Origin of the sequence: Rhizobium leguminosarum bv. viciae USDA 2370, from assembly GCF_002008365.1 — a bacterium.
Taxonomy (GTDB): Bacteria; Pseudomonadota; Alphaproteobacteria; order Rhizobiales; family Rhizobiaceae; genus Rhizobium; species Rhizobium leguminosarum.
Genome location: NZ_MRDL01000037.1, coordinates 219,280 through 232,715, shown reverse-complemented (window position 1 = coordinate 232,715; position 13,436 = coordinate 219,280). Strand labels below are relative to the sequence as shown.

At 57.1% G+C, this 13,436-nt stretch carries 13 protein-coding genes; 8 read left to right on the top strand and 5 right to left on the bottom strand.

Going from position 1 to position 13,436, the window contains the following annotated elements:
• The first annotated feature begins 17 nt into the window (after positions 1–17).
• The 5 genes from BS629_RS20165 to BS629_RS20145 all read left to right on the top strand — a co-directional run bounded on the left by BS629_RS20165 (position 18) and on the right by BS629_RS20145 (position 4,536).
• Complete coding sequence (locus tag BS629_RS20165) at positions 18–1,475, top strand: NAD-dependent succinate-semialdehyde dehydrogenase (RefSeq protein ID WP_077988384.1); 1,458 nt, start codon at positions 18–20, stop codon at positions 1,473–1,475.
• Positions 1,476–1,478: 3 nt separating this feature from the next.
• On the top strand, positions 1,479–2,063 hold the full coding sequence (locus BS629_RS20160; RefSeq protein ID WP_077988383.1) for an adenylate kinase: 585 nt from the start codon (positions 1,479–1,481) through the stop codon (positions 2,061–2,063).
• Positions 2,064–2,108: 45 nt separating this feature from the next.
• Positions 2,109–3,053, top strand: coding sequence for an XdhC family protein (locus BS629_RS20155; RefSeq protein ID WP_077988382.1), 945 nt, complete (start codon positions 2,109–2,111; stop codon positions 3,051–3,053).
• A 290-nt stretch (positions 3,054–3,343) separates the two neighbouring features.
• Positions 3,344–4,336, top strand: coding sequence for an IS481 family transposase (locus tag BS629_RS20150; protein WP_077988381.1), 993 nt, complete (start codon positions 3,344–3,346; stop codon positions 4,334–4,336).
• Complete coding sequence (locus tag BS629_RS20145) at positions 4,270–4,536, top strand: helix-turn-helix domain-containing protein (protein ID WP_245315093.1); 267 nt, start codon at positions 4,270–4,272, stop codon at positions 4,534–4,536. Before BS629_RS20150 ends, BS629_RS20145 begins: the two co-directional genes overlap by 67 nt.
• A 91-nt stretch (positions 4,537–4,627) precedes the next feature.
• On the opposite strand, the gene BS629_RS20140 is transcribed toward BS629_RS20145, so the two are convergent.
• Genes BS629_RS20140 through BS629_RS20120 form a run of 5 tightly spaced genes read right to left on the bottom strand, consistent with a single transcriptional unit; the run spans position 4,628 to position 9,761 of the window.
• Positions 4,628–5,239, bottom strand: a complete 612-nt coding sequence (locus BS629_RS20140) for a HupE/UreJ family protein (RefSeq protein ID WP_077988380.1) — start codon at positions 5,237–5,239, stop codon at positions 4,628–4,630.
• 28 nt (positions 5,240–5,267) lie between these two features.
• Complete coding sequence (locus BS629_RS20135) at positions 5,268–6,110, bottom strand: carbohydrate ABC transporter permease (protein ID WP_245315092.1); 843 nt, start codon at positions 6,108–6,110, stop codon at positions 5,268–5,270.
• Between the two features lie 37 nt (positions 6,111–6,147).
• The gene (locus BS629_RS20130) at positions 6,148–7,137 is read right to left on the bottom strand and encodes a carbohydrate ABC transporter permease (protein WP_077988378.1); all 990 of its coding nucleotides are present in this window, start codon (positions 7,135–7,137) and stop codon (positions 6,148–6,150) included.
• A complete protein-coding gene (locus BS629_RS20125) occupies positions 7,134–8,612 on the bottom strand; it encodes an ABC transporter substrate-binding protein (RefSeq protein ID WP_077988377.1) in 1,479 nt (492 codons plus the stop codon). The genes BS629_RS20130 and BS629_RS20125 overlap by 4 nt, the downstream gene beginning before the upstream one ends.
• A 42-nt stretch (positions 8,613–8,654) precedes the next feature.
• A complete protein-coding gene (locus BS629_RS20120) occupies positions 8,655–9,761 on the bottom strand; it encodes an ABC transporter ATP-binding protein (RefSeq protein WP_077988376.1) in 1,107 nt (368 codons plus the stop codon).
• Positions 9,762–10,389: 628 nt separating this feature from the next.
• On the opposite strand from BS629_RS20120, the gene gloA reads away from it, so the two are divergent.
• The 3 genes from gloA to BS629_RS20105 all read left to right on the top strand — a co-directional run bounded on the left by gloA (position 10,390) and on the right by BS629_RS20105 (position 13,363).
• Complete coding sequence (gene gloA, locus BS629_RS20115) at positions 10,390–10,800, top strand: lactoylglutathione lyase (protein WP_077988375.1); 411 nt, start codon at positions 10,390–10,392, stop codon at positions 10,798–10,800.
• Positions 10,801–10,868: 68 nt separating this feature from the next.
• On the top strand, positions 10,869–11,822 hold the full coding sequence (locus BS629_RS20110) for a C-terminal binding protein (RefSeq protein ID WP_077988374.1): 954 nt from the start codon (positions 10,869–10,871) through the stop codon (positions 11,820–11,822).
• An 80-nt stretch (positions 11,823–11,902) separates the two neighbouring features.
• Positions 11,903–13,363, top strand: a complete 1,461-nt coding sequence (locus BS629_RS20105) for an FAD-binding oxidoreductase (RefSeq protein WP_077988373.1) — start codon at positions 11,903–11,905, stop codon at positions 13,361–13,363.
• Positions 13,364–13,436 lie beyond the last annotated feature (73 nt).

Genomic DNA, 13,436 nt, shown 5'->3' with positions numbered 1-13,436 from the left:
TTAACAAGGATAACCCCATGGCAGTTCCCACTCTCAAGGATCCATCGCTGCTGCGCAGCCAGTGCTTCATCGGCGGAGAATGGCGCGACGCCGACGACGGCAGGGTGATCGTTGTCACCAATCCCGCAGACGGTTCCGTTGTTGCAAACGTTCCCCGAATGGGGGCCGGTGAAACGCAGCGCGCCATCGAGAGCGCCCAACAAGCGCAGTCCGGATGGAAGGCGCTTTCCGGCAAGCAACGCGCTGCCGTCCTGCGGAAATGGTTCGAGCTTCTGATCGAGAACCAGGACGACCTTGCCGCCATCATGACGGCCGAGCAGGGCAAGCCGCTGCCTGAGGCCCGCGGCGAGATCGCCTATGCGGCATCGTACATCGAATGGTTTGGCGAAGAGGCCAAGCGTGTCTACGGCGACACTATTCCGGCTCCGACGTCCGACAAGCGCATCGTCGTCATCAAACAGCCGATCGGGGTTTGCGCGGCGATCACGCCATGGAATTTCCCGGCAGCGATGATCACTCGGAAAGTCGGGCCAGCTCTGGCGGCAGGCTGCACCATGATCATCAAGCCGGCGAGCCAGACGCCGCTTTCGGCGCTTGCTCTCTGCGTTCTGGCGGAACGTGCAGGCGTACCGAAGGGCGTGCTTTCCTGCGTGACGGGGTCGGCCGGTGACATCGGCGCCGAACTGACGTCCAACCCAGCCGTTCGCAAGCTCAGCTTCACCGGTTCGACGGAAATTGGCAAGGTGCTGATGGTCCAGTGCGCGGCAACCGTGAAGCGGACCTCGATGGAGCTTGGTGGAAACGCGCCCTTCATCGTGTTCGACGACGCCGACGTGGAAGCCGCCGTCAAAGGCGCGATCGCCTCGAAATACCGCAACGCCGGTCAGACTTGCGTCTGCGCCAACCGCTTCCTCGTCCAGAGCGGCATTTACGACACTTTCGTAGCCCAGTTATCGGACGCTGTATCCCAATTGAGCGTGGGGAATGGATTTGCGCCCGGTGTGCAGATCGGCCCGCTGATCGACGAGAAGGCGGTCGCAAAGGTCGAGGAGCTTGTTTCGGACGCCCTCAGCCACGGCGGCAGGGTGGTTGCGGGCGGCGGCCGGCATGCGCTTGGGCACAGCTTCTACCAGCCGACGGTGATCGCCGACGTCTCGCCAAAATCCCAAATTTTCGGCGAGGAGATTTTCGGGCCGGTTGCGCCGATCTTCCGTTTCGAAACCGAAAGCGAAGCAATCGAGCTTGCCAACAAAACTCAATTCGGGCTTGCCGCCTATTTCTACGGCCGTGACATTTCCAGGATCTGGCGGGTCGCAGAGGCGCTTGAGGCCGGCATCGTCGGCATCAACGAAGGGCTGATCTCGACCGAGGTCGCGCCGTTCGGTGGCGTGAAGGAAAGCGGAAACGGTCGCGAGGGGTCCAAGTACGGAATGGATGACTATCTCGAGATCAAATATCTGTGCATGGGAGTCTGAAGAATGACGAGACTTGTGTTCATTGGACCTCCCGGCGCTGGGAAAGGGACCCAGGCCGAACGGCTTATACGGGAGCGAGGCCTGTTGCACATCTCGACCGGTGATCTGCTTCGCGACGCGATCAAGGCACAAAGCGCACTCGGCGTTCAGGCGAAAGCCGCCGTCGATTCGGGCGGGCTCGTGCCGGACGAGGTGGTCATAGGTCTCGTGGAAGAAGGCCTTGAAATTGCTGCCGGCCGGGCTGGCTACATCCTCGATGGCTTTCCGCGGACAGTTGCACAAGCAAGCGCGCTAGAGGCATATCTTGCCGAGAAAAATCTGCCATTGGATCACGTCATACTCTTCGACATTCCTCTCGAGCTGCTTGAAGCTCGCATCAAGACGCGGGCGGAGCGGTTACGGGAGGCTGAAGGAAGCAGCCGCTCAGATGACAATGCGGACGTGCTGAGGCGAAGGGTAGGGGAGTTTATCCGCGCAACGGTGCAGTTGGGGCCCTTTTATGAGCAGCGCAGACTTCTGCGCCGGATCGACGCCAGGCAGGACGTCGAGGCGGTCGCTGCCGCAATTGCTTCAACGATAGGTGCCTAAAACATTTGGTTAGGAGGGCAAAGTGAACCATCGCTGGAGGAAGCCATGGCGGCACGCCGCCCCATGATCGACCCTGTCGTTCCCTCGGTAGGCCTCTCGACAGACGTGCCGGTTGAAATTTTGCGTTATGCTTGCGCCTCGGTTCAGGCGGGGATAGCGACCGCCCTGGTAACCTTGGTCGAGATCCGAGGCGGCTCGGCACGTCCGCTCGGCTCGCAAATGGTTGTTAGGGCCGATGGCCTCTACTGCGGCTTCGTTTCTGGCGGCTGTACAGAGAGCGCCGTTGCAGCAGAAGCATTGGAGGCCTTGCAAAACGGGCAGGATCGCTTCCTGCGGCTGGGCGAAGGGTCGCGGCTTTTTGATATTGTTCTTCCGTGCGGCGGAGGGATCAATCTCGCGATCCACCGGCTGCAGAGCGCCAGAGAATTGGAGGACGTGATCTGTGAACTCGAGCTAAGACGGGGAACAGCTCTCAGATATAGTCCCGCCTCGGAGCGACTATCCGTCGACCGGCGGCTCCATGTTGCGTCGCAGTGGGACGGTGAGGATTTCGTCATCGCCTACCAACCGACCACTAGACTGCTCGTTTGTGGCCGTTCGATCGAAGCGACTGCAACTGCAGATGTCGCGCGCGCCGCCGGCATCGACATCCATCTCGTCGACGGGCAGATGACGGCCAGTTCTTTAAAGTCGTTGATCGACCCTTTCACTGCCGTCGCATTGCTCTATCACGATCTGGAGCGGGAGATACCGCTCTTGCGGCTCGCGCTCGACAGCCGGCCTTTTTATATCGGCGCTTTGGGAAGCCTACGCACGCACGGTAGGCGGATCATGGCTTTGGCGGACTACGGCTACAGTGAGGCCGATATTGACCGGATCAAGGCTCCGATCGGAATTTTCGGCAAAGCCAAGAGTGCGTCTTCTCTGGCGTTGTCAATTGTCGCAGACGTCGTTGCGGTCAGAATGTCTGCTAAATTTTTAAACCTATAAGGTAAGCGGCGGGCCGCCCGCACCTTCACCGAGATTATCGGTAGATTTGCTAATCGCCGCATGACCTGCTCTGGCATAGCGGCGCAAGCTGGCGTTGCGACTTCCACGAAAACGACTACTGTTTGGACAGCCAACCGCTCAACGGAGTATCCGACTAGATGAAGAAATTTCGGATCGGGTGATTGAACAACGGTGGCGAAATCGAGTGATCGTCGACTCCGTCGAAGTTTTAGCTGTTTGATCCCAGGCTTTGATGGGGCATCCTTTTCTTCCGAATCAAAGGATGCGCTATGGGCCAGGTTCTTCATGGGAGCGCCACGACGACAGAGGCAGTCCGTCGAGCGATACAACATAGTCAAGAGAGCCTGAGGACGCTTTCGAAGCGTTACGGAATCAATCAGAAGACCGTCGCCAAGTGGCGGAATCGGTCCTCGGTAGCGGACCTTCCGACCGGCCCGAAAGAGCCGAGATCGACGGTGCTCTCCATCGAGGAGGAGGCCGTTATCGTTGCCTTTCGCCGGTATGCGCTGCTGCCGCTCGATGACTGCCTCTATGCACTGCAGCCGACAATCACGCATCTTACGCGGTCTTCGCTGCATCGTTGCCTGCAGCGTCACGGCATCGGCCGCTTGCCGGATGTCGACGGCGACAGGCCGGCGAAGAAGAAGTTCAAGAGCTACCCGATCGGCTACTTCCACATCGACATTGCCGAGGTGCGCACCGAGCGAGGCAAGCTATATATGTTCGTTGCCATCGATCGCACCTCAAAGTTTGCCTTCGTCGAACTGCACGAGAAGGCCACCACCGCCATCTCGCGCGAGTTTCTCCTACGCTTGATTGCAGCCGTCCCCTACAAGATCCACACCGTGCTCACCGATAACGGGATCCAGTTCACTACGCCCGGCGCTGGAGGGCCCGCTGTGCCGCTGATCAAAGAAGCGATCGCCAATGGCGAACGTTTCTGGGCCCATGCCTTCGAATACACCTGCGCCACCAATGATATCGAGCACCGTACCACCAAGGTAAAGCATCCATGGACCAACGGCCAGGTTGAGAGAATGAACCGAACCATCAAGGATGCCACCGCCAGACGCTTTTACTATGAAAGCCACGATCAACTGCGCCAGCATCTTGCCGACTTCGTCGCCGCTTACAATTTCGGCCGCAGGCTCAAGACCCTCAACGGCCTCACACCATACGAGTTCATCTGCAAGGCATGGGCTTCACAGCCCGAACGCTTTACCCTCGATCCGCTCCAGCAAATGCCGGGACTAAACAACTAGCTTATTTGAAAGCGGCAAGACTTCATGAGGCTCGTGGTCTGCTCAAGTCCGCAGATATTGGAATCGCCGCCGTCGCACATGCCGTCGGATACAAGGGTACTTCACAATTCAGTCGCGAGTTCCACCCGTACTTCGGGCGCACGGCACAAAGCGAACAGAAGCTTTTGCAGGAAGCCCAGAGCAACTTGGACCTGGTCTAGGCAGCATCGCGTTTCGGCCCGTTGGCTGCGAACCTGCTTTTTCTGTGATCCAGTTGAGGTTGGCGCAGCCTGATGGTCTCGATTAGTTTAGTTAGAATACGGCTGCCCCGACTCCGAAACCGGCGATGGTTGAGATGCCGCAACCTGTTCGCGCATCAATCGGCCCCCAGCCGTCATCGATGCCGGCGATAGCCCAGGCGAGAGCGGCTCCCACCGCATCCAAAAGAACCGTGGCCGCAGCAAAACCGCTTAAATAGGCAACGCCGCCTAAATTGCCATTCATCTCCTCTCCAAGCATTTGGCCGTGAAGTAGTGCGAAGACGCCGGCGAAGCTCATCGTAGCGTTCACCGGGATTTTGATATTGAAAGCGACGATCGCTCCAAACAGGACGAGCGACAGACTGGCACCGCTTCCTATAAACGGTAAGGCGCCGGCAACTCCGATTCTGCTACCTAGAAACATGATGACGATGAAGGCCCCCGGCAAAAGCCAAACCGCGCGTCCGCCAAGCCGAAATGAGAATAGGCCCACAAGCAGCATCGCAATTGTGTGGTCGAACTTGGATGGCAAATAATTGAAACCGCTCAAAAAACCGGCAAGATCTCCGATCCCATCTTGCGCAAAGGCAGACATCGTCAATGCGATGGCTGAAGCGGAAATAAGCGTGCGCATCATCAGATGGCTTTTGACGAGGGTCTTCAAACCGGGCGCACTCCTAAACGTCGCGCAGTCACTTGACCGCTCCTCCCAGCGCAAATCCCGCTTTGAACTGGCGTGACATGCCCAGGAACAGAATGATGACAGGTAACGAATAGACGATCGAATAAGCCGCTATGACGCCGTAGTCGATCGAGTTCGATCCCATGAACCCAAAAAGATGCACGGGTGCGGGTTGGTCGGCGAGACTGTTGATGAGGACGACCGGCAAAAGGAAGTTGCCCCAAGCATTCACAAAGCCGAAGATTGCCGCCGACGCCAGGCCGGGTTTCGTCAGTGGCAAAATCACTCGAAACAGGATCTGCAGGGTGTTGGCTTGCTCAAGCGCTGCCGCTTCTTCCAATTCCGGCGGTACGGCGTCGATGAAATTCTTCAACTGATAGATCTGGAAAGGGATCGCCGTCACGCCCAGCAACACGCCCGTTGGTATAATGGACAGCCAACCCAGTGTGGCGAACATTTTGTAGACCGGCACGATCAATATCGAGATCGGGACGCCCGAGAGAAAGAGGATCGTGAGCAAGATCGGGTTTTTGAAGGGGATGTTGTGCTTGGAGAAGACGTATGCCGCAACGAAGGCTGCCGCGGTCCCGATGACCGTCGCGATGACCGAAAGCAGCAAGCTGTTGCCGAATGCCGAGAGATTTTCAAGCTGTACGGCAACCCAGTAATGCTCCGCAGTTAGGTCAGGGACCCTTAGCTGGTTTGTCGCGCTATGATCGACCGAGGCAAGAACCATCCAAAGCATCGGTAAGGAAAAAAATGCCGCCAGCACGAGAGCTGTGGAATTGCCGACAATCCTCTCGGTGGTGATCTTCCTGGGCCGGTTCCGCTTCAACCCCTGCAGGGACGGCATCGGATCGACGTGAACTGTCTGCATCGAAGTCGCCTTCTTACTTTGGATCATTATTTACGGGCTCATCTTGCCGGCGGGTCTTGGTGGCCCAGACGAACATGCCCCCCAGCAAGGCGGAAAGCAGCACCATGACATTGCCCAGGAGGGCGGCGTAGCCCAGGTTATGGAATTTGAAGCCCTGTTGGTATGTATAGACCGGGAGGATGTTAGTATCATTCCCCGGCCCGCCCCCGGTCATCAGATAGATCAGAGTGAAATTGCCGAAGGTCATCAGCATCATCAAGAGTGCACAGGTAACGATCGTCGGTTTCAGCAGTGGAAGCGTTATTCTCAGGAGCGACTGGAACGGCGTGCAGCCTTCGAGTTGTGCCGCCTCCATCAAGTCTCCCGGTATGTTGCGAAGCGCGGCCGAGAACATTGTCATGGCAAGTCCTGCCAATGACCAGGCGTTGGCTGTAGAAACGACCAGCATGGCGTTTTGATATAGAATATCGAGCCGGGAATTGCCCACCATGATTGCGATCAAGCCGGACTGCGTGCTCGTCGCCAGCCACAGAAAAGCGATCGTTGTTGGGGGTAGTGTCCAGGCCAAAATCGCGGCAGCACTAGCGATCCACCGAACCGGCGCAATGCAATTCTGCAGGGCAAGTGCCAAAACTAGCCCGAGCAGGGTCGTCGCCATGGCACCCGAGCCGACGACAAAAACAACCGTCAGCCACAGAGACTTGTAAAAGACCGCGTCGCCCAGCAGAAACGCAACATTGGTGAAGCCGGTAAAACGGTAGTTGATGGCATGGATGCCAATCAACTGAAGGTTCGTGAAGCCGAGATAAATCGCATAGATCACCGGCCCTAGGAAAAACGCGCCGAGAAGCACTGCCGCCGGCGAAAGAAGGACGAAAGACATCGGGTTCACACGCGGCTGATCAAGTCGCGTGTGTCTGGCTGCATCCGAGCTTGCGGCGTTCTGAGGGCCAGTTTGATGAACTGGCCCTCTGACGGCGCTTAAGGCGCGCTTTGATGTCAAGGCAGGGTCTCCAAGTTCTCTTCGCCCACTTGTGTTGCCATGTAGGATCGAAGAATGTTGACACCTTCATCGATCGTGGTTTCCGGCTTCAGCACCATTGCCTGGGTGGCCTGTTGGAACGCGTTGCCCCAAATCGGGAACTCAGCCTGTGATGGCATGCTCCGCGAGCTTGAGCTCAATTCAGCAAACGATTTCTGAAAAGGTTCCTGTGTCAGCGAAAGATAAGACTTGTCGGTTTTCAGCGATGCTGTCGCGGGAACCACAGGAACCCAAGCGGCGATGTTCAGCAGATTTTCCCTCGCCTGCATGATTTCCATCGCGGACCAGGCCAGCTTGGGGTCGGAAGGGTCCTTGGACATCGACAACACGACGCCATTGAAACTCGCCCCGATGCCGGGTTGCTGACCTTCAGCCGTCGGAATTTCGCTGAAACCGATCGTCTTTTCCTTATCGTCCCAGCAAGGCGCACAAATTTCCTTGCTCCAAAAAACCGGGATCCAGTTGCCGGCGAAGGTAATCCCGAATTTGTGATCATGGAGCGCCTCGGCTGGATGTGTCGCCCCATTGGGGTCCATGATCTGCGAAGTGGGCGCAAGAAGGCCTTCAGAGGCAGCCGTCCTGTAGAAGTTCAGGACTTCGCGGATGCCCTTGCTGTCGACCACCCATTTTTTTGTTTCCTGGTCGTAGATCGTCGGATTGCTAGAGGCTGAAAGAAGCAAGCCGGGTCCTGCGACGACGCCGAACGTTCCCTGCGCCGTTCCAGTGATCACGTAGAGGGGCGAAGCATCCGGCGATGTCTTCTTGATCGCACGGGCACCATCCAGAATGTCCTTCCAGGATTTGGGCTTCCAATCCTTCGGCAGCCCGGCTTTCTCCGTCAGTGTCCGATCAAATAAGATGCCATAGGTGTTTATCCCCTGGGCCACCGAATAGATCTTGCCGTCGTATTTTCCAGACGCTTGTACGGGGGCGGGCGTGTCCTTCCACCAAGGCGCGTCCGCGACCTTGTCGTCAAGCGGGGAAAGAAGGTCGCTGGCTGCAAACTGACCAACGTTGATGTCGAAATATTGGACGATGTCCGGTTTGGTGTCGGGCGAATTGTAAAGGAGGCTCAGTTTCGTGATGAAGTCATCATAGGTTCCCGGGACGGGGATCAACTCCATTGTATCGCCGGGATGCTTCTTCTCGAATTCTGTCTTGATGTTGTCGAACCACTTTTTAGCAAGCTTGGGATCAGCAAAGGTCCAGTTCAAACTGAACGCGACCTTCACTGTGGCAGCCTGGACGCCTTCGACAGAGGCTGTTGCGAGGCCGGTCATAGCGAGCACGGTTGGAAACGCGATATTGCGCAGTGTTCGGCCAAGTGACTTGACGATTATCGACCGACGTGGAGTAGACTGATCCACCGTCGCCACATAACCGGACTGTTTATTTTCTTTCCCATAGAATTTGCTTTCATTTCGGGCATTGAGCATCAACTTTATCTCCCAGTTTAGATTGCGTTCCACTCAGTTATTTTATTGGCCGACGTCGCCTTTCAGGCTTTTGCCTGTCCCCTCATCGAAGAAATGCAGGTCTGAGGGATCAAAGACCAATTCGACCGCGTCCCCTCGCTTTACAGGAGCAAAGCTTGGAAATTTGGAGTTCACTTCCGTTCCCTCGACATCGACGAGGACAAACGTGTCGGACCCAGTCGTTTCGAGGGACGTTACAATTCCGCTGATTTTTTCAGTGCATCGTGAAGGCGCATCCTTCACCCATTGAAGTTCATCCGGCCGGACGCCTAGCTCGATCTTTTGCGGCAACAGATCCGTAGCGAAATGGCCGCTCCCCATCGAAAAGGAGGTACCGAAGCACCGCACATTGACCCGGTCGCCTTCGGCGTGCACGGTCGCCGGCAGGATATTCATTCTGGGCGATCCGATAAACATGCCGACAACCTTGTTGGCCGGCGCTCGGTAAAGCTCTGCTGGCGTAGCAACTTGCAAAATGCGACCGTGATCGAAAACGGCAATACGATGGCCCATCGTCATCGCCTCCACCTGGTCATGGGTGACATAGACGGTCGTCACACCCAGCTGACGCTGCAAGTCGGCGATTTCGGTCCGCATGTGCGTTCTTAGGCTCGCATCGAGGTTCGATAGCGGCTCATCGAGCAGGAAAATACGCGGCCGGCGGATCATCGACCGCGCGAGAGCGACACGTTGGCGCTGCCCTCCCGAGAGCTCACTTGGAAAGCGGCTCAAGAGCGGCTCAAGTCCGACAAGCTTGGCCACGCCTTCAACACTGGCGGCGATTTCCGCTTTGTTCTCGTGCCTTATTTGCGGCCCAAACGCAAGATTCTGGCGGACCGTCATATGCGGGTAGAGCGCGTAGCTTTGAAACACCATTGAAATGTTGCGACGCCCAGGCGGCGTCAGCGTGATGTCATCACGACCGAGCAGAATCTTCCCGTAGGTTGGCGTGTCCAGCCCGGCCAGCATCCTTAGGGTCGTCGTCTTGCCGCAGCCAGATGGACCGACGAAGACCATGAACTCGCCATCCTTGATCTCAAGGTTGAGGTCTTCGATTGCGACGTGCGTACCGAATTGCTTCCAGACATTTGTGAAAGTGACCGAAGTCATGCTCTCTCCTTCAGAGGGTCGATTTTCTGGTGATCCTGACTACCGGTAGGCATCGTCGCCTCCGTCGCGCTTGAGGGGCATGGCCCGCAAGATCGCGTAAAGCGCAAGACCCAACTTTCTCGCCCTTGTTCCCTTTGTCGTTAGCTCAAGTGAACACTATGATCCAGAGCGCTGTCAAGAGGATCATGTGATCCAATTTAACGATTTGGCGATTGTTGGTGGAGCACGTAGCCGCTCTGCTCTTCTTTGGGTCTCAATTTCTTCATCCCTGCCGCCGAGGGCGCGCGGGCTTGTGGCTGCTTATTGTCGCGTCCAAAGCCGAGCTGCTGCGTGCAGGTCATGCGCGAAAAGACATTCTGGATCACATGATCCTATTGACACGCACAAGGATCATGTGTTCACTGTGGACGATGATCAATCGAGGGGCCTAGGTAGGAGGCATCCTCCAGCATGGGTCCGACGCATTTCATCTTAGCAAAGCACAGAAGTACCCAGCGGATTAACAGCCCTGGCGCGTTTCTGCGGCAACCACCGCGATTTCTCGACGGGGCGCTATTCGCCATGAGTTACCGCGCTATGCGACCGATGAAGCGTCACCTTGTGATGCCAGACAGCAAAAGGAAGCGAAATGATCGAGCCAAAATTTCGGGTATTGCACACGATGGTGCGCGTCAAAGACCTCGACAAGTCGATAGACTTTTACACACGGCTGCTTGGCATGAAGCTGCTGCGCCGTCTGGAATATCCCGATGGGAAGTTCACTATCGCCTTTGTCGGTTACGGTCCCGAGGAGACCCATGCCGTTCTAGAGCTCACCCATAACTGGGAGCAGGAAACTGCCTATGAGCTTGGCAATGGCTATGGCCACATCGCGCTCGGTGTCAGGAACATTTATGACGTCTGCAACGAGCTTGCGGCAAATGGCGCCAAGATTCCACGACCGGCCGGCCCAATGAAGCACGGAACGACAGTGCTCGCCTTCGTGGAAGATCCGGATGGCTACAAGATTGAACTGATCGATCTCGACACATTGAGCTGACATTGGTCGGTAAGACCAAGCAAAACCTAGCATCAAGATGCAATCGCCGAGCGCGGAGGATTATTGGCATGACTACAAACAATGAGACAGGAATTATCCTCGTTGCCCCCCATCGTTTCCCAAACGTCGACCGCGAACGCGCGCTCGCCGAACGCATGGGGCGTGAGATTGTCGTAGCGGATGACCAAGCGTCATTCCGCAGTCGCATGGCTGAGGCCGAAATCGTCATGGTCACGCCCTATGCCAAGATGACGGCAGAGGAATTTGGATTGCTGCAGCGTTGCAAGGCAGTCGTGCGATATGGCGTCGGCTATGACAACATCGACGTCGCGGCCGCCAACAAAGTCGGGGTACCCGTGACAATCGTGCCGGACACAGCTTCCGAAGAAGTTGCCTCTCACGCCCTGGCCATGGGTTTGGCGCTCGCGCGGCGTATTCCCCAGGGGCACGCGGCGATCGGGGCGGGTCAGTGGGCTGGGACAATTGGTCTCGATACGCCCAAACTTTCGAACCTTCAGGTTGGCATTGTCGGTACTGGCCGGATCGGGCGGTTAGTTGCCACGTGGTGGGCGGCGATCGGCGCCAAAGTGCATGCCTTCGATCCAATCTCGACATTCGAGGGCGTTACAGCCGCCTCGCTGAAGCAGGTGCTTGAAGAGTCGGATGTCGTCTCGTTGCATTTGCCGCTGACAGATGAGACGCGTCACTTGATTTCCGACGAAGTCCTCAAGCGCATGCGGCGCAATGCGGTAATCGTGAATGTCTCCCGAGGGGGGTTGATCGACGAGGAGGCACTGGCTGCGGCCCTTACCGCCGGAACGATCGCCGGTGCAGGTCTCGACACTTTTGCGCATGAACCGCTTCCGGCAGCCCATCCACTACGCGAAGCACCCAATACGCTGTTCACCCCCCACGTCGCGTGGCGTTCCACGACGTCACTGGGTGCGCTCCAAGAGCAGGCCGTCGAGAGGGCGCGCCGCGCGCTGCAAGGAGAACCTCTTCCAGATCTTGTCACGCGATGACGGGTTGAAAACGCCAACGGCCCTGCTCTTGGAGCGCAGACAGGCGCACGAACCGGACCAGCGGTAAGGATAGGAAGAGGATGCACAATCTCGAATGCGCGCTTTTGGAACTGCCCCAGGACCTGGTAACTCGGGATCAGGATATCCTGTCGTCCTACCTCACCGACTTTCGCCGGCAATACACGGGACGAACGCCTGCTTTGCTGCGCCCGCGCAACACGGCCGATGTCCAGACGATCGTCCGTGTTTGTGCAAAGCATGGTGTCGCCATCGTGCCGCAGGGTGGGAATACCAGCTACTGCGCCGCCGCCACCCCAAGCGATGATGGCGACGAGTTGCTGATCAGTTTGGAGAGGATGACGAGGTTGCGTGATCTCGACAATGAGAACCTCTCCGTGACCGTCGATGCGGGAATTATACTTGCAGACTTGCAGCGCGCCGCCGACGAAGCCGGCCTGATGTTGCCCCTCGCCCTCGGTTCACAACAATCGTGTCGTATCGGTGGCAACTTGTCGACCAATGCGGGTGGGATCAATGTTTTGCGACATGGAATGACGCGAGAGCTGGTCCTTGGATTGGAAGCGGTATTGCCCGATGGCTCGCTCTACAGTGAGTTGGCTCCGCTGCGCAAAAATAACTCGGGATACGATGTCAAACAGCTCTTCATCGGTGCGGAAGGGACGCTAGGCGTCATTACGGGAGTCAGTCTGAAGCTCGTGAGAAAGCCCCGCGAGACAGTCACGGCGTTCTTGGCAATCAGGGATATCGCCTCCCTTGCGTCAATTCTGAGTGCCGCTCAAGTCCAAACCGGGGAAGCGATCACCTCGTTCGAATACATTTCACGCACGTCACTGAATCTCCTTTTCAACGCCAAAAACAATCTGCGTCATCCCCTGCAGCAAGAAAGCGAGCACTACGTCATTCTGGAGGCGACAACCGTGTCGCCTGTCTTGAATTTTGAGGACTGTATGAGCGCGCTTCTCGGCGAACTCTATGAAGCCGGCTTGATCGTTGATGCGACGATCGCGGCCAGCCAGCAGCAAAGAGCCGCCTTATGGTATCTGCGTGAGAACATACCCGAGGCGGAGGTTCATCACGGCGGTTCCATTAAACACGACATCGCGGTACGAACCTCCAGGGTGGCGGATTTCGTCGAGGCCGCGTCTCGTCTTGTTCAGGACAGGTGGTCGGGCTCCATCCTGTCGATCTACGGTCACGTCGGTGACGGCAACGTCCATTTCAATATTGTCGCGCCGCCTGGGGCGGATAAGGGTGATTTCCGGAAAAGAGTTGAAGAGGAAATCTCTCCCGAAATCTACCGTCTGGTCTTTGAGATGGGCGGGACATTCAGCGCCGAGTATGGCATTGGGCGCGTGAAACTCGACCTCCTTCTCCGCTACGGTGCTGAGGGCAAGCTTGAGATGATGCGGCGCATCAAGTCGGCAATCGATCCAAATGGGCTTTTCAATCCTGGGAAAGTGCTCCCTTGGGCGCTTAACCCGTTCATCGACAGACGAGGTTCAGGTGCGGATCGTGTCTGAAAACTCGCGACTGGGCGCTCACCCGTGAGCGATGTGGCGGACCGCTTCTGGCTGGCGTCGAGCCCACCTGTCA